Genomic DNA, 17,393 nt, shown 5'->3' with positions numbered 1-17,393 from the left:
AGCCTTTGACTTGGCTCTGGAACCGCTATAGAACAAAATAAGAACGAGCGCCTCACCGGAACTTCATGGCCAAATCCACCCTCTCCTTTGTCTGCCAGAACTGCGGCGCGGCGTTTAATCGCTGGCAGGGCAAGTGCGAGGCCTGCGGCGAGTGGAACACGCTGTCCGAGGAAGACACGACGGGCGCGACCTCGATGCCGGTCTCGATCCGCTCCAAACGCAGGGGGAGAACTTTTGCGCTGGAATCGCTCACCGGCAAGAGCCAGGACGCGCCCCGACTCTCCTCCGGCATGGTCGAACTCGATCGCGTCACCGGCGGCGGCTTCGTCCGCGGCTCGGTGTTGCTGGTTGGCGGCGATCCCGGCATCGGCAAATCGACGCTGCTGACGCAGGCCACCAGCATGATGGCGCGTGCGGGGCATCGCGCGGTCTACATTTCAGGCGAAGAAGCCGTCGCTCAGGTGCGGCTGCGTGCCGAACGGCTCGGCCTTGCCGACGCGCCGGTGCAGCTTGCGGCCGAGACTTCCGTCGAAGACATCGTCTCGACGCTGTCCGAGGGCGCGGTGCCACGCCTGATCGTGATCGATTCGATCCAGACCATGTGGACCGATACAGTGGAATCAGCACCGGGAACGGTGACCCAGGTCCGCGCCTCGGCGCAGGCGCTGATCAGGTTTGCGAAGAAATCCGGGGCCACGATAATCCTGGTCGGGCACGTGACCAAGGACGGCCAGATCGCCGGCCCCCGCGTGGTCGAGCACATGGTCGATGCGGTGCTGTCGTTCGAGGGCGAAGGCTCGCAGCAATTCCGCATCTTGCGCGCGGCGAAGAACCGCTTCGGCCCGACCGATGAAATCGGCGTGTTCGAGATGACCGGCCTCGGCCTGCGCGAGGTTTCCAACCCTTCGGAATTGTTCCTGTCGGAGCGCGACCTCGGCAGTCCCGGCACCGCTGTGTTCGCCGGCATCGAGGGCACCCGCCCGGTGCTGGTGGAATTGCAGGCGCTGGTGGCGCCGACCACCCTCGGCACGCCCCGGCGCGCTGTGGTCGGCTGGGACCCGAGCCGGCTCTCGATGGTGCTGGCGGTGCTGGAGGCCCATTGCGGGGTCAAACTGTCCGGCTACGACGTCTATCTGAACGTGGCCGGCGGGCTGCGGATCCAGGAGCCCGCGGCCGACGTCGCGGCCGCCGCCGCCCTGGTCTCGTCGCTGGTCAACGCGCCGCTGCCGACGGATGCGGTCTATTTCGGCGAGATTTCGCTGTCTGGCGCCGTCCGGCCGGTGGCGCAAACCTCGGCGCGGCTGAAGGAGGCGGCAAAACTCGGCTTTGGCCGCGCAATACTGCCCGAATCGGCGCGTGGCGAGGCCGGCGGCGACGCGGGTCTGGTGCTGAACAGCGTTGGCGGATTGACCAGCCTGGTCGCTGAAATTGCCGCGCGAGGCACGCCCAGAGCCAATCGAGAGGGTAACCGGGAGGCCAATCGCGAGGGCCCAGCGGAGAAAAATGCCACACCGGCGCGATTCCGTCGCGAGAACGGCTAAAGCGGCGTGACGTCACCCGCCCTCGCCGCTATACAACGCGCGCGAAAGGCGCGTGGGATGGCGTGATATCCGGCCTTGCGGGACACGCCATATGACCGTCACCTAGAACTTTCACGACACGCCGATTCGCAGAACTTTAGGAATTTACGAGCGGACCTGACCAGCCGATGCCGATAACGATACTCGATCTCGTCCTGCTTGGTGTGATGCTGATTTCGGGGCTGCTCGCCATGGTGCGCGGCTTCATGCGCGAGATTCTGTCGATCGCGGCCTGGGGCGCGGCGGCCCTGGTCACGCTGTATGCTTTCTCGAAACTGCTGCCGACCGCCAAAACTTATTTCAATAACGACACGGTGGCGGCCGTCGTGGTGGTGGCCGGCACCTTCATCGCGACGCTGGTCGTGGTGTCGATCATTACAGTGCGAATTTCGGACATGATCCTGGATTCCCGAATCGGCGCGCTGGATCGCACGCTCGGGTTCCTGTTCGGTCTCGCCCGCGGCCTGCTGATCGTGGTCGTCGCCTTCCTGTTCTTCAGCTGGCTGGTTCCGGACAAGCAGCGGCCCGACTGGATCACCGGGGCGAAGTCCCGGATGGTGCTGCAGGGAACCGGAGATTGGTTAATGGCGCTCTTGCCGGACGACCCTGAGAACACCATCTTAAAGAGATTCAAGAAGAATAAACCCGACGACGATTCAACTGACGCCGAGCCGGCAGCCCCGGCGTCCGGTGATGGCTACAGCAAACCTGCCCGCGACGGCCTTAAAAAGCTGATCGAGAAACCTGCGAGCAAGTAACTCTTGGCCAAAAGAGAGGCGATGGACGCGATGCAAAACCCTTCCGATCCCGCCGAGCAACTTGACCGAAACTCCGGTCCGATCGATTTGCAGGACGATCTCGAAGGCGACACGCTACGCGAGGAATGCGGCGTGTTCGGCATCTTCGGCCACCCCGAGGCCGCCGCCATCACCGCGCTCGGACTACACGCCCTTCAACACCGCGGCCAGGAAGCCGCCGGCATCGTCTCCTTCGACGGCAGCCGCTTTCACAGCGAACGCCGGCTCGGTCTTGTCGGTGATACCTTCTCCCGCCGCGAGGTGATCGAGCGCCTGCCCGGCAATGCCGCCGTCGGCCATGTCCGCTATGCCACCACCGGCGCCACCATCCTGCGCAACGTGCAGCCGCTGTTCGCCGAGCTCAATGCCGGCGGTTTCGCGGTCGGCCATAACGGCAACCTCACCAACGGTCTGACGCTGCGCCGCGAACTCGTGCTCCACGGCGCCATGATGCAGTCGACCACCGACACCGAAGTGATCCTGCATCTCGTCGCACAGTCGAAGCGCACCCGCTTCATCGACCGGTTTATCGAGGCGCTGCGCACGATCGAGGGTGCCTATTCGCTGACGGCCTTGACCAACAAGAAACTGATCGGCGCGCGTGATCCGCTCGGCATCCGTCCCCTGGTACTCGGCGACCTCGACGGTCACCCGATCCTGACCTCGGAGACCTGCGCGCTCGACATGATCGGCGCCAAATATGTCCGCGACATCGAACCCGGCGAAATCGTCGTGTTCGACGACAAGGGCGCGCACAGCCACAAGCCGTTTCCGCCAAAACCGCCGCGGCCCTGCATCTTCGAATACATCTATTTCTCTCGGCCGGATTCCATCGTCGGCGGCCGTTCGGTCTATGAAGTTCGAAAAGCCTTCGGCGCACAGCTCGCGCGCGAAAGCCAAGTCGAGGTCGATGTCGTGGTGCCGGTGCCGGATTCCGGCGTGCCCGCCGCGATCGGTTACGCCCAGCATTCCGGCGTGCCGTTCGAGCTCGGCATCATCCGCAACCACTATGTCGGCCGCACCTTCATTCAGCCGACCCAGAGCGTGCGCGAACTCGGCGTGCGCATGAAGCATTCGGCCAACCGCGCCGCGATCGAGGGCAAGCGCATCATCCTGATCGACGACTCGCTGGTGCGCGGCACCACCTCGAAGAAGATCGTGCGCATGATGCGCGACGCCGGCGCCCGCGAAGTGCATTTCCGCCTCGCCTCGCCGCCGATCCTCTACCCCGACTATTACGGCATCGACCTGCCGGACCGCGGCGGGCTCCTTGCCGCCACGCATTCCCTTGAGGAGATGCGCGAGATCATCGGCGCCGATTCACTGGCGTTCCTGTCGATCGACGGCATGTACCGCGCGATGGGTGAACCCGGCCGCGATCCCGCCAACCCAAAATTCTCGGACCACTGCTTTACGGGCGCCTACCCGACCCACCTCACCGACCAGACCGAAACCGAGCCGTCGCCCCGGCAATTGTCGTTGCTGGCGGAGGCGAGTTAGTAGACCCGAGTTAGTAGACCCCATTGGTTTGTCGTCCCGGCGAAGGCCGGGCCCCATAGCCACCGGCCGTCGTTTTACGGACGCCTCTAGACACAACCACCTTTCGCATCATAACCGTCACGGCGTATGGGTCCCTGCGTTCGCAGGGACGACGATGATAGAGCCACTTCCATGACATCTCCCCTCGCCTCCCGTATCGCTCTCGTCACCGGCGCCTCGCGCGGCATCGGCTATGCCACCGCGCGCGCGCTTGCCAAGGCCGGCGCGCATGTCGTGGCGGTGGCGCGCACGCAAGGCGGGCTGGAAGAGCTCGACGACGAGATCCGCAAGGACGGCGGCAGCGCCACGCTGGTGCCGCTCAACCTCACCGACTCCGACGGCATCGCCCGCCTCGGCGCGGCACTGCACGAGCGTCACGGCAAGATTGACATTCTCGTCGGCAATGCCGGCGTCGCCGGCCCCTCCTCGCCGCTCGGCCATATAGAACTGAAGCCTTGGAACGACGTGATGGCGGTCAACGTCACCGCGAACTTTCAATTGATCCGCTGCATGGAACCACTGCTGAGGCAGTCCGACGCCGGCCGCGCCGTGTTCGTCACATCAGGCGCCGCCAACAAGGCCAGCGCCTATGTCGGCCCGTATGCCGCCTCGAAAGCCGCCCTCGAAGCGCTGGCGCGCGCCTGGGCGCAGGAGACCGCAAGCACGAACCTGCGCGTCAATCTTTTCAGCCCCGGCCCGGTCCGCACCAAGATGCGCGCCATAGTATTTCCCGGCGAAGACCCGGAGACGCTGGATACGCCGGAACAGGTCGCGGAATTCATCGTGCCGATGTGTTCGCCGGATTGGTCCGAGACCGGCAAGCTCTATGATTACAAGACCCGCACGCTGATGGACTTTCGCGCGCCTGCTTGAGTTCTCTCCACGTCATTGCGAGCGAAGCGAAGCAATCCATTCTTCCTTTGCGGGGGCCATGGATTGCTTCGCTGCGCTCGCAATGACGGTGGGTGTCATACCGTTGACTCCTCCCTTCCCCCACGATTGACTGCCCGCGCAAGCGGGAGCAACCCGCCAAGAATATCAGGGAAGGAAGCATCATGGCGATGCATCGCGCGCGCTCGATACCGGCCATCCAACATCTCAGCAAATCCATCCTCGCCGGTGTCACCGCCGCCATGCTGATGTCAGTCACCGCGATGCCACTTCCCGCGCTCGCCGGCGATGTTCCGACCTTCGCCGTCGATGCGTCCTGGCCAAAGCCGCTGCCGAACAACTGGATCCTCGGCCAGGTCGGCGGCATCGCCGTCGACTCGAAGGACCACATCTGGGTCATTCACCGTCCGCGCTCGCTGACCGACGACGAAAAGGGCGCAACGCTGACCCCGCCCCGATCGAAGTGCTGCGTCTCGGCGCCGCCGGTGCTGGAGTTCGATGCCGAGGGCAATCTGCTGCGCTCCTGGGGCGGTGCGGGCGAAGGCTATGAATGGGTCGGCCGCGAACACGGCATCGAAGTCGACGAAAAGGGTTTTGTCTGGGTCGGCGGCAACGCCGACAATGACAACGCGGTTCTGAAATTCACCCTCGACGGCAAGTTCGTGATGCAGATCGGCAAGATCGCGCCGAGCAAGGGTTCTAATGACACCACGCAACTCGGCAAGCCCGCCGAGACCGCGGTCGACAAGGATGCCAACGAGATCTACATCGCCGACGGCTACGGCAACCGCCGCGTCATCGTGTTCGACGCCACATCAGGCGCCTACAAGCGGCACTGGGGCGCCTATGGCAAGCCGCCGAACGACGACAAGCAGCCGCCCTACGATCCCAAGGCGCCGCCTGCCCAGCAATTCGCAAATCCCGTGCATTGCGTGAAGCTCACCACCGACGGGATGGTTTATGTCTGCGACCGCATCAACAACCGCATCCAGGTGTTCAAGAAGGACGGAACTTTCGTGAAGGAGTGGTTCTTCGAGAAGAACACGCTCGGCAATGGCGCGGTGTGGGACATCGCCGTTTGGCCCGATCCGAAACAGACCTATTTGTTGAGCGCTGATGGCGAAAACAACGAAATTCGGGTGCTGAAGCGCGACGACGGTACCGTGGTCGGGAGTTTTGGACGCAGCGGCCGCAATGCCGGGCAGTTCCACTGGATTCACGCCATGGCGGTCGATTCCAAGGGCAACGTCTATACCGCCGAAGTCGACACCGGAAAGCGCATCCAGAAATTCAAGCTGACATCGGACGCGCTACGATAGGTGGATTGCCGGGAGCTTCCGGAACCACTACCACCATCTCAGTCATATGCGGGGTTGGACCTCCCAAAGAAGGCCGCCCGGCGACATAGATGGAGGAAATACATGACTGCACTTCGCGCGCGGCGCCTTGCCGCGTTGATCACCGTTGCCGGCGTCAGCCTTGCCGCGCCCGCCTACGCCCAGGACAAGACCGTCAAGATCGGCGTGTTGAACGACATGTCGAGCCTTTACGCCGATATCGGCGGCCCCAATTCGGTGGTCGCGGTCAAGATGGCGATCGAGGATTCCGGGCTGCTCAAGAAAGGATGGAAGATCGACGTCGTCAGTGGCGATCACCAGAACAAGCCCGACGTCGGCGTCAACATCGCCAGGCAGTGGATCGACAACGACAAAGTCGATGCGATCGCCGATACGCCGAACTCCGGCGTGGCTCTCGCCGTCAGCAACCTCGTCAAGGAGAAGAACATCGCGCTGCTCAATTCGGGCGCCGCGACGGCCGATCTCACCGGCAAGGCCTGCACACCGAACACGATCTCCTTCACCTATGACACCTACATGCTGGCCAACGGCACCGGCAAGGCGCTCACCAAATCCGGCGGCGACACCTGGTACTTCCTGACCGCCGACTATGCGTTTGGCCACGCGCTGGAGCGCGATACGTCCGCTGTTGTCACCGCCAATGGCGGCAAGGTGCTCGGCGGCGTCAAGCATCCGATCAACACCTCGGATTTCTCCTCGTTCCTGCTGCAGGCGCAGGCTTCCAAGGCCAAGGTCGTGGGCCTCGCCAATGCCGGCGGCGATACCACCAACGCGATCAAGCAGGCTTCCGAATTCGGCATCGTCGCGGGCGGCCAGAAGATCGCCGCGCTGCTGCTGTTCATCAACGACGTGCATTCGCTGGGATTGAAGACGGCGCAAGGCCTGACCTTCACGGAATCCTTTTACTGGGACCTGAACGACCAGACCCGCGCCTTCTCGAAGCGGTTTGCCGCATTGGCGAGCAAGAATGCGATGCCGTCGATGACGCAGGCGGGCAATTACGCCATGGTGCTGCATTATCTCAAGGCGATGGAAGCGCTCGGCGGCAATCCGCGTGACGGCGCCAAGGTGATCGCCAAGATGAAGGAACTGCCGACCGACGATCCCTTGTTCGGCAAGGGCCCGTTGCGCGCCGACGGCCGCCGTCTCATTCCGGCCTATCTGTTCGAAGTGAAGAAGCCGGAAGAGTCGAAGGGTCCGTGGGACTATTACAAGCAGATCGCCACGATCGCCCCGGAAGACGCCGCCAAGCCGCTCGAGGCAAGCGACTGTCCGCTGGTGAAGAAATAGTCAGACCACAAACTCGATCGTCGTCCCGGCGAAAGCCGGGACCCATACGCCGCGGCGGCTGTAATTGTAGCAGGTGTCGGCCACCTTGTTTTAGCCGATAGCACAAAGCGGTATGGGTCCCGGCTCAAGGCCGGGACGACGTAGACAAAAACGCTTTCATCCGCACCATCAACGCGGCAGCAGGTTGGTCTTGGCGAGGTCCAAAACCTCGTCGCCCCGTCCGCTCATCACGGCCCGCAGCACCCACAGGCTGAAGCCCTTGACCTGTTCCGCGGTGATCGTGGGCGGCATCGACAATTCCTGCCGCGCGGTGACGACGTCGAGCACCGCCGGTCCGTCATGGGCCAGTATTTCGCGGATCGCCTGCGGCAGATCGCCGGGATCCTCGACCCGCCGCGCGTGAATGCCCATGGCCCGGGCCATCGCCGCGAAGTCAGGGTTTTCCAGATCGACGCCGGTTTCGATAAAGCCGGACGCCTTCATTTCCAGCGCAACAAATCCCAGCACGCCGTTGTTGAAGATCACGATTTTCACCGGCAGCTTCATCTGCCGCAGCGTGATCAGGTCGCCCATCAGCATCGCGAACCCGCCATCGCCGGACATCGACACCACCTGCCGCCCCGGCTGCGATGCCTGCGCGCCAATCGCATGCGCCATCGCGTTGGCCATCGAGCCGTGCACCCACGATCCCAGGAGACGCCGGCGTCCGTTCATGACGAGATAGCGCGCCGCCCAGATCGTCGGCGTGCCGACATCGGCCGTGAACACAGCGTCGTCGGAAGCCGCCTCGCTGAGCAGGCGCGCCAGATATTGCGGGTGGATCGGCTTGTGCCCGGGCGTCCCGCGCGCCAGTTCGTCGAGGCCGGCGCGGGCTTTCTTATAGTGGGCAGCACTGTCGTCGAGATGACGGCGATCATCCTTCGCCGTCAGGCGCGGCAGCAGCGCCTCGATCGTGACGGCGACATCGCCGACAAGACCGAGATCGAGCTTGCAGCGGCGGCCGAGATTTTCGGGGCGGATGTCGACCTGCGCGATCTTCGCTCCCGTGGGTAAAAACTGCTTGTAGGGGAAATCGGTCCCCAGCATCAGCAACACATCGCAGGCGTGCATGGCGGCGTAGCCGGAAGAGAAACCGATGAAGCCGGTCATGCCGACATCGTAAGGATTGTCGAATTCGACGTGTTCCTTGCCGCCGAGTGCGTGCACCATCGGGCTCTTGAGCTTGTCCGCCAGCCGCATCAGGCTGGGATGGGCGCCCGCGCAGCCGCGGCCGCAGAACAACGTCACACGTTTGGCACCGTTCAGAAGCTCCGCCAGCGCCGCCAATTCCGTCTCATCCGGCCGAACCACGGGGGCTTTCGGCAACAGCCCGGCATTCGGTGAAATGCCACGGCTGGGCGCTGGTCGCAGCGCGATATCGCCGGGGATCACCAGCACGGCCACGCCACGCCGGCCGACCGCGGCGCGGATCGCATTTTCCAGCACGTAAGGAAGCTGCGCCGTATCGGAAACGAGTTCGCAATAATGACTGCATTCGCGGAACAAGTCCTGCGGATGGGTCTCCTGAAAGTATCCGCCGCCGATTTCCGCGGACGGAACCTGGGCGGCGATGGCCAGTACCGGCGTGCGGCTGCGATGCGCATCGAACAGGCCGTTGATGAGGTGAAGATTGCCCGGCCCGCACGATCCCGCGCATACCGCGAGCCCGCCGGTGATTTGCGCTTCAGCCGAGGCCGCGAAGGCGGCGACTTCCTCATGTCGAACGTGAACCCAGTCGATCACCTCGCGTTTGCGCAGTGCCTCGGTCAAGCCGTTCAGGCTGTCCCCGACCACGCCGAATATCCGCTTCACGCCGGCCTGGATGAGCGTTTCCGCGATGAGGTCAGCGACGGTGTCGATCGGCATGGTGGCCTCGCTCTGTTGGGGGAGTTTCGGAACGTCAGCCATCAGATGTAGCGGGCCGGCCGGGCCTGAACAATTCAGGCTACCGTGAAGTCCGTGGAACTCCGCGGCTTCAAGTGGCTGGTTTGCCAGCCATGGTCCGCCACGCCACCAACAGCGCCAGCGCCAATAGCGCAGCAGCCAGGAGGAACGGCGCGCCCGGCATTTTCACCGGCGCAGAATCGCTGATGAAATAGGCAAAGATCAGCGTGAACAGAAACGGTCCGACCATCTGGGCAACGCTGTTGACGCTGTTGGTAGCGCCCTGCAACTGGCCTTGCTGATCGGGCGCGACCAGTTGCGTGGTCAGCGACTGGACCGCGGCTCCGGCGATGCCCCACAACGCCATCACGGGAATGCCGACCCAGAACAGCGGGCCGGTCGGCGCGGCCCCATAGATCAGGAAACCCAGCGCACCGCAGCCGAGCCCGAGTAGCAGCGCGCGGCGCTCGCCGAGGCGCGCGACGATCGGTCCGACGCCCGCGCCCTGCACCACCATGGCGCAGACACCGACCAGCGCCAGCGTCAGGCCGACGGTCTTGGTGTCCCAACCGTAGCGATAGGTCGCATAGAGCACGAAGGTCGAGGGCAGCACGACATGCGCGACCTGGCCAAAGAAATTCGCCAGCGACAGACCTGCGAGAACCCGGTTGGAACGCAAGAGATGCAGCGCGCCGAGCGGGTTGGCGCTTTTCCATTGGAACGGTGCGCGCCGTTCCGGCGGCAGCGACTCCGGCAGGATAAGCCAGCCGTAAAGCGTGTTGGCAAAACTCAGGCCCGCCGCGACCCAGAACGGCAGCCGCGGATCCATGTCACCGAGCAGGCCGCCGACGGCGGGGCCGAGGATGAATCCGGCACCGAACGCCGCGCCGATCTTGCCGAACACGGCAGCGCGCCGTTCCGGCGGCGTCACGTCGGCGATGTAGGCAAAAGCCGTCGAGATACTGGCCGAGGTGATGCCCGAGATGACGCGGCCGATGAACAGCCACAGCAGCGACGGCGCCAGCGCCATCAGCACATAGTCCAGCGCCAGGCCGAAATTGGACAGCAGCACCACCGGACGGCGACCGAACCGGTCCGACAAGGCGCCGAGGATCGGTGAAAAGATGAATTGCATCACCGCCCAGGCGGTGCCGAACAGTCCAAAGATCCGCGCGGCGGTCGCGGTATCATTGTCGACGAAGCTTTCGACCAGCTTGGGCAAGATCGGCAGGATCAGGCCGAGCGCGAACATGTCGAGCAGGATGGTAACGAAAATGAAGATGGCGGCGCCGCTGCGCACCGGCGGCATCTCGGCCACGCGTTCCGAGGCCGCCTCGTTCACGACGGCCGCTTGCGCTTGTGGGCGAACGGGTTGGCCTTCTCGCGCAGCATAATACGGATCGGCGTGCCCGGCAGATCGAAGGCCTCACGCATGCTGTTGGTGAGATAGCGCAAATAAGACGTCGGCACCGCGTCGGCGCGCGAGCAGAACAGGATGAAACTCGGCGGCCGCGCCTTGGCTTGCGTGATGTAATTCAGCTTCAGCCGGCGGCCCGACACCGAGGGCGGTGGATTGGCCTCGACCGCCTGTTCGAACCAGCGATTGAGGGCTGCCGTCGGCACGCGCTTGTTCCAGACCGCATAGGCTTGCTCGATCGCGGTCATCAGCCGGTCGATGCCCTCGCCCATCAGGCCCGACACCGCAACAACCGGCGCGCCCTTGATCTGCGGCAGCAAGTGATCGGCATCGGTGCGCAGCCCCGAAATGAGGCTGCCTTTCTTCTCCATCAAATCCCATTTATTGACGGCCAGCACGACCGCGCGCCCCTCGCGCTCGATCAGGTCCGCGATGCGCAGATCCTGTTCCTCGAACCGGTTCTGCGCGTCCATCATCATGACAACGACTTCGGCAAAGCGCACCGCGCGCAGTGCGTCCGCCACCGAAAGCTTCTCCAGTTTCTCGTCGATCCGCGCCCGCCGCCGCAAGCCGGCGGTATCGAACACCCGGAAGTCGCGCCCCTGCCAGGTCACCTCGACGGAGATGGAGTCGCGGGTGGTGCCGGCTTCGGCGCTGGTCAGCAGCCGCTCCTCGCCGAGCAGATGATTGATCAGCGTCGATTTGCCGGCGTTGGGACGGCCGACGATCGCGACGCGAATCGGACGCTTGGCGAGATCCTCGTCGGATTCGATGATGTCGTCATCGTCGAACTCCTCCCCCTCCTCGGTGGGATCGGGCATCAGTACGCGCAGCGAATCGTAGAGATCGCTGAGGCCTTCGCCATGTTCGGCGGAAATCTGCACGGGGTCGCCGAGCCCGAGCGCGTAGGCTTCCATCGCGCCGACCTCGCCGTGCCTGCCCTCGCTCTTGTTGGCGACCAGCACCACCGGCTTGTTGGCGCGGCGGGCGAAATCGGCAAAGGCGCGATCATTCGGCGTCAGCCCGGCGCGGGCGTCGATCACGAACATCAGCGCGTCGGCGAGCGCAATCGCGGTTTCGGTCTGTTCCTGCATCCGCGCGGTGAGCGAGCCCCTGGCGCCTTCATCGAGCCCGGCGGTATCGATCACGGTGAATTCGAGGTCGCCAAGGCGCCCGTTGCCCTCGCGGCGGTCGCGGGTGACTCCGGGTTCGTCGTCGACCAGCGCGAGCTTCTGCCCGACCAGCCGGTTGAACAGCGTCGACTTTCCGACATTGGGTCGGCCGATGATGGCAATCGTAAAGGGCATAAATAAATCCAAACGCCCTTCTTGAAGGACGTGTCCATCGAACGAAACGATAGAGCATGGTTTTCGTCGGAACCGCGCTCTGATTTTTTTTGACGCGTTTGCTTTACGCGAACCGGCGTCCACTAGCCGCGAAAACGCTACGCCATTAACGCGTGAAGCTGCCGCTCGGCATCGGCGCCGGGAACGGAGCGGCCGATTGCTGGGTGGACTGCGCGGGCGCCGCCTGGGCCGGCTGGTCGGGTGGCGGCGCGGTGGTGCGCTTGCGCACGATCTTCTTCGGTTTCGGCGCCGGCGGGGCTGCATTGGTGCCGCCCTCGTCCACCGGCGCGGCATCGGGGTCTGCGGCGGCGGGCTCGGTCGCGGGCGCCGCTGCAACGGGTGCCTGCCTGCCTCTGGATTTCGCGGATCCCCTGGATTGCGACTCCTGCGGCGGCGGTGCGACCGCGGCCTGGGCATTCGGATCTTCGATCTGCTGCTGGCGCGCGCCTTTGTAGAGATCCTTCGGCACGCCCTGCTCGAGGCCGGGTACACCGTCGGGGAAAACCGGCTTGCGTTCACCAGGCAGCTTCTTTTTGGTGTCGAGGAAGTCGAGCATGTCGCTCGGATCGAAATTGCCCATGCTGCTACAGCCTGCCAGCGCACTGGAAAACGCGATGAGGATGGTGGCTGCGATCAGACGGTGCGGACGGCGCATGCTCGGTTCTCGTTTAACTCGTTGGCCGGCTCAGCTCTTTGCGACAGGCGGAAGCAACGCCTCCAGCGCTTCGGCGCGCGAGCGCAGGCTCGGTGGCGTGCCGCCGTCATTGGCAATCACGTCCAGCCATTGCCGTGTCGCTGTCGCGTCGTTGGCGCGCCAGGCCGACAGCGCCAGCAATTCGCGCGCGGTATGGCGAAAGGTAGCGGCCGGTCCGGCTGCCGCCTCCAGGCGAGACTTCATGTCGGGATAGGAGGTGGTCTCCAGCAGCAACTGGGCGGCGCGAATCCGGGCCAGATCCTGTTCCGCTACGCCGACGCTGCGGTCGGCGGCAATCTCGTCGAACATCTTGGCAGCAGCCTGCTGGTCGCGGCTTGCGACCTCCGCGGCCGTGCGCAGGCGCGCCAGCACGCGGTATCCCGCCGGCGCCTTCGCCGCCAGCTCGGCAAACGCCGCCTCGGCCTCTGCGTGCTTGTTGGCTTCCGATAGCTCCGCCGCCTTGTCGAAGGCCGCACCGGCCTCAACCGCCTTCTTGGCTTCCAGATATTGGTAGCCACGCCAGCCACCCACGGAGGCGATGAGCAGCAGCGCTCCTGCAATGATAAAGAGAGAATATCGGTCCCACAGCTTCTTGAGCTGATCGCGACGGACCTCCTCGTCGACTTCATTAAATAATTCAGACACTTAAGGCTATCCCATCCCCGGTGAGCCGCTGACGCGCGGCGGCGCCCTGCGCCCGATCCCCGCATGGCGGCGGCGATACCCTAACGATATGGCGGTGGCAAGGCAAAGCGAGCCGGATCAAAGCGTTAACGCTAGAGGGAGCGCCCGGAAGCGAGTTGTCCCACGCCGCGAGCGTCCGGGAATATTGACTTCGCGGTTCAAAGCTTGGCGTAATCCGTTCGATTTTTGTCGGTTATTCGTCTGATTTTGCAGGTGCTTCATGGTTTGCCGCGCCCTGGTCGTCACGCTTGCCATCGGGGCCGCCGCCCTGCCCGCCGCGACCCAAGCCTACGACATCAAGGCGAAGGAGCCGGACTCGGCATTTTCCGGCAAACAGCGTCCGGACATTTTGGGCATCTCGGCGGATTCCACCGCTGATTCCGCGCGTGCCACGCTCGAATCGTTCTTCAAGGGACGCACCAACACCACGACCGACGTCCAGCAGCAGAAGTTCGGCAGCACCGCGATCAGCTTCACCTCGGCACTGACTTTCAGCCTTCCTCCCGGGCCCAGCCAGAACGGTGAGGTGCTGTCGAGCAGCTTCTCGTCGCCGGCGAGCGGCAATCGCATTTATTTCCTCGCCCGCAACCTCACCTTTGCGAAGGACCAGCAGCCGGCGAAAGCCGACATGGTCAAGGAGGTGATGGGCAAATACGGCGCGCCCACCATCGTCGGCGATCAGCACCTCTATTACATCTATCGCAAAGGCTCGATCGTATCGGTGGGCACGAAGTACAAGGAAGCGACCGCAATCGAGGCCATCGGCAAGCCGCTCGATCCCAAGGCCGCGCTCAAGCTCAACGGCGAAACCATCCGCGGCAGCTGCGTGGCGGTCGTCAAACGGGCGCAGGCAAAGGAGAAAGCGCTGGCCGCGATGCTCAGCGAAGCCAAGGGCGCCAATTGCGACGGCGTGCTGAGCGTGCAGCTGATACCGGGCACGGCGCCAGACCGGGTCGGGATCGCGCAGTTTTCGCTACTGGATGTCAAACGCGTCATCAGCGCGGCGGCGATCGACAACGATGCGCTTGCCGCGGAACAGAACGAACGCAATACGATGCCGAAGGGCAGCGCGCCGAAGCTCTGATTCTCGATCGCGCGCGTATCGGGCCTCGCGCGACGGCTCCTCAAACCAGCAAATGGAATTCCTGCCACGGGCTCCATTCGGTGCCGTCGCTGGCCCGCACCCAGAGATCGGCCGGAGCCGTCGCGGCATGGAACGCGGCGTCCGCCAGCTGGGCAGCGGTTACATCGATCGCCGAATTGGCAGCCTGCGCAATTCCGTTCAACGTCCAGTGCCCGCTTGTGGCATCCGCCGACGAATCCCAGAGCTGATATTTGATGATGGCGTCGCCATCGGGGTCGCTCGCCGTGAAGAACGAGCTGGCCGCCACGGTTTGATGCGGCGCGGCAATGACATTGGATGCCGTAACAACAGGTGCCTGGTCGACCGGCGCATTGACATGGAACGGCTTCCAGTCGCTCCACTTCATTCCGTCATTGACGCGAACCCAGAGATCATCGGAGCCGGATCCGCTTTGGAAAGTGGTCTGGGAAAGTTGCGCGGCGGCGACATCGATTGCCACGCCCGCGGATTGGGCCACGCCGTTGACGCTCCAGTGCCCGCTGGCGGGATTTGCAGTCGAATCCCAGAATTGATAGGCGGCGATGCTGTCGTTTTCGGCGTCGATGACCGAGAACAGCGTCGAGGCCGCGATGTTCTGATTGTGAGTGGCCGAGAAATCGGACGCCACGGCAACCGGCGCCGCGTCGACCGGCGCTGTGACGTGGAATTCGGACCATTTGCTCCACTGGAAGCCGTCGTATGCGCGGACCCAGAGCTGGTCCGCTCCTGAGCCGCTCTGGAACGAAGTGCTTGCAAGTTCGGCAGCCGTCACTTCGATAGCCACATTGCTCTGCGTCGCAACGCCATTCAGTACCCAGTGGCCGCTGCTGGCGCCAGAAGTGGAATCCCAGAACTCATACCGGGTCATATGGCCGCCACCGCTGACCGCAAAAAGGCTCGCGGCATCAAGCGATTGGCCATGCGTTGCAACGGTGTCCTGGCCGCTCACAACGGGCGCGGGGCCGGCCAATGGGGCCATGACTTGTGTGACGACCATCGTGAAGGGCTGCCATACCCCCCAATCCGTGCCATCGAACGCACGCACCCACAGCTGGTCGGAAATGTTGGTGCCGGCGTGAAACGAAGTTTGCGCGAGGTGTTCCGCCGAAACATCGATAGCCACATGCGCCGCCTGCGCGACGCCGTTCACGACCCAGTGGCCACTATTTTGAACGGATGTCGAATCCCACAATTGATAGCGGGTGATGCTGTCGCCATCGGGATCGGCTGCAGAGACCAACGCGGATATAGCAGCCGCATCGTCACTGATCATCGCCCGGTTCGCGACCGTCACCACCGGCGCCTGGTTGACGTTCGGACTCGCGGTAAACCGTTGCCACGCCCCCCACTCGGCACCGTCATTCGCCCGCACATAAAGCGTGTCTGTGGCCGAGCCGAACACGTAGCTCATCTGCGCGAGTTGTCCGGCCGCAATGTCGATCTCGGCGTTGGTGGACATCACGACGCCATTGAGCAGCCAGTGGCCGTTGCCCTCGGTGTCCCAGAACGAATAACGCGTAATGCTGTCGCCATCCGCGTCCGTGGCGCCAAACAGGTCGGTGGCCAGGACGGAATTCTGACCATGCGCTGCGGTGACGTTGGAAGCAGTTACTACGGGCCTCTGGTTGAGCGGCGCGGTGACGTGAAACGCGATCCAGTCGCTCCACTCCCGGCCATCGAAGGCCCGGGCCCAAAGATGATCGTCGCCGGAGCCGCTTAGAAAATCGAGATTTGCCAGCTGATCGGCGGCGACTTCGATGGCGACCTTGCTCTGCGTACGGACGCCGTCCAGAACCCAGCTTCCACTCGAGGCGCCGTCCGTCGAGTCCCATACCTCATACCAGGTGATCGCGTCGCCATCGATATCCTGCGCGGAGAACAAGGCCGAAGCAGCCAGGCTTTGACCATGAAGCGCAGAGGTATTTTGCGCGGTAACCACGGGCGTATGGTTGGGTGTGGGTCCCGGATAGTCGCCGTCGGCCGGCACGGTGATTGTAAAAGATTTCCAGTCGCTCCACGCTACTCCGTCAAATGCGCGGGCCCAGAGCAGTTCAGAGCCGGTGATGGCGGTGTGAAACGACGTATGGGCGAGCTGGTCGGCCGTCACGTCGATCGCCGTGCCCGTCCCTTGCGCAACGCCGTTCACGACCCAATGACCGCTCTTCGATCCCGGTGTCGAATCCCACAACTGGTACTTCGTGATGGCATCGCCATCCGGGTCAGCGGCGGAAAACAAGTAGGAAACGTTTAGCGACGTATCGAACATTGCCACGATGGGCTGCGTGGTCACGACCGGTGCATGGTTAACGTATGGGCTGGCCGTAAACGCCTGCCAGCCACCCCAAGCCGCGCCGTTGTTGATGCGCACATAGAGGGTTTCGGCTGCAGAACCGAACACATAACTCGTCTTCGACAGCTGCGCCGCGGTAATGTCTATCGCCGTGCTGCTGGCCTGGGCTACCCCGTTGATCACCCAATGTCCGTAGCCATTGGTATCGAACAGCGTATATCGGGTGATCGGATTGCCGTCGGCGTCGACCAAACCGAACAGATCAGAAGCCGCGATCGAAATCTGACCGCGCCTTGCGACGACGTTTGAGGCGAGCGACAGGGCTGGAAGCGCAGAACCAATCATCGGAACTAAGGGCCCCACGCAATTCAGAAATGATTATGCATAACGGGATGGCAATAAACGCACTTAACAAACTATCAACATCCGAAAAATTGGGAACCCCTGCAGGCCGACGCGCG

The 17,393-nt window shown here is 63.6% G+C and carries 13 protein-coding genes; 7 read left to right on the top strand and 6 right to left on the bottom strand.

The window, feature by feature from the left end:
* Positions 1-65 precede the first annotated feature (65 nt).
* The 6 genes from radA to JQ574_RS08120 all read left to right on the top strand — a co-directional run bounded on the left by radA (position 66) and on the right by JQ574_RS08120 (position 7,455).
* The gene (radA, locus tag JQ574_RS08145) at positions 66-1,541 is read left to right on the top strand and encodes a DNA repair protein RadA (RefSeq protein ID WP_212207964.1); all 1,476 of its coding nucleotides are present in this window, start codon (positions 66-68) and stop codon (positions 1,539-1,541) included.
* 167 nt (positions 1,542-1,708) lie between these two features.
* Complete coding sequence (locus JQ574_RS08140) at positions 1,709-2,338, top strand: CvpA family protein (RefSeq protein WP_192740670.1); 630 nt, start codon at positions 1,709-1,711, stop codon at positions 2,336-2,338.
* 30 nt (positions 2,339-2,368) lie between these two features.
* Complete coding sequence (gene purF, locus JQ574_RS08135) at positions 2,369-3,877, top strand: amidophosphoribosyltransferase (RefSeq protein ID WP_212208037.1); 1,509 nt, start codon at positions 2,369-2,371, stop codon at positions 3,875-3,877.
* Positions 3,878-4,048: 171 nt separating this feature from the next.
* The gene (locus JQ574_RS08130; protein WP_212207963.1) at positions 4,049-4,789 is read left to right on the top strand and encodes an SDR family NAD(P)-dependent oxidoreductase; all 741 of its coding nucleotides are present in this window, start codon (positions 4,049-4,051) and stop codon (positions 4,787-4,789) included.
* A 260-nt stretch (positions 4,790-5,049) separates the two neighbouring features.
* On the top strand, positions 5,050-6,126 hold the full coding sequence (locus JQ574_RS08125; RefSeq protein WP_409363386.1) for a hypothetical protein: 1,077 nt from the start codon (positions 5,050-5,052) through the stop codon (positions 6,124-6,126).
* A gap of 102 nt (positions 6,127-6,228) precedes the next feature.
* Positions 6,229-7,455, top strand: a complete 1,227-nt coding sequence (locus tag JQ574_RS08120) for an ABC transporter substrate-binding protein (RefSeq protein WP_212207961.1) — start codon at positions 6,229-6,231, stop codon at positions 7,453-7,455.
* Positions 7,456-7,623: 168 nt separating this feature from the next.
* On the opposite strand, the gene poxB is transcribed toward JQ574_RS08120, so the two are convergent.
* The 5 genes from poxB to JQ574_RS08095 form a co-directional block, all read right to left on the bottom strand.
* Positions 7,624-9,360 carry a ubiquinone-dependent pyruvate dehydrogenase gene (poxB, locus tag JQ574_RS08115; RefSeq protein ID WP_212207960.1) on the bottom strand — a complete coding sequence of 579 codons (1,737 nt, stop codon included), beginning with the start codon at positions 9,358-9,360 and terminating at the stop codon, positions 7,624-7,626.
* Positions 9,361-9,469: 109 nt separating this feature from the next.
* Positions 9,470-10,687 (bottom strand): TCR/Tet family MFS transporter, encoded by a 1,218-nt coding sequence (locus tag JQ574_RS08110; protein WP_212208036.1) that lies wholly within the window; start codon positions 10,685-10,687, stop codon positions 9,470-9,472.
* A 29-nt stretch (positions 10,688-10,716) separates the two neighbouring features.
* Complete coding sequence (gene der, locus JQ574_RS08105; protein WP_212207959.1) at positions 10,717-12,102, bottom strand: ribosome biogenesis GTPase Der; 1,386 nt, start codon at positions 12,100-12,102, stop codon at positions 10,717-10,719.
* A 145-nt stretch (positions 12,103-12,247) separates the two neighbouring features.
* Complete coding sequence (locus JQ574_RS08100; RefSeq protein ID WP_212207958.1) at positions 12,248-12,796, bottom strand: hypothetical protein; 549 nt, start codon at positions 12,794-12,796, stop codon at positions 12,248-12,250.
* Between the two features lie 30 nt (positions 12,797-12,826).
* Positions 12,827-13,480, bottom strand: coding sequence for a tetratricopeptide repeat protein (locus JQ574_RS08095; protein WP_212207957.1), 654 nt, complete (start codon positions 13,478-13,480; stop codon positions 12,827-12,829).
* A 259-nt stretch (positions 13,481-13,739) separates the two neighbouring features.
* Between JQ574_RS08095 and JQ574_RS08090 the strand changes: the two genes are divergently transcribed.
* Positions 13,740-14,603 (top strand): hypothetical protein, encoded by an 864-nt coding sequence (locus JQ574_RS08090; RefSeq protein WP_212207956.1) that lies wholly within the window; start codon positions 13,740-13,742, stop codon positions 14,601-14,603.
* 40 nt (positions 14,604-14,643) lie between these two features.
* On the opposite strand, the gene JQ574_RS34920 is transcribed toward JQ574_RS08090, so the two are convergent.
* Positions 14,644-17,277: a hypothetical protein gene (locus JQ574_RS34920; protein ID WP_249119183.1), complete on the bottom strand. Its 2,634-nt coding sequence runs from the start codon at positions 17,275-17,277 to the stop codon at positions 14,644-14,646.
* Positions 17,278-17,393: the final 116 nt, after the last annotated feature.

Origin of the sequence: Bradyrhizobium sp. AUGA SZCCT0158 (assembly GCF_018130065.1) — a bacterium.
Taxonomy (GTDB): domain Bacteria; phylum Pseudomonadota; class Alphaproteobacteria; order Rhizobiales; family Xanthobacteraceae; genus Bradyrhizobium.
Note: the sequence above shows the minus strand (reverse complement) of the source record. Positions and strands in the feature narration are given on the sequence as shown.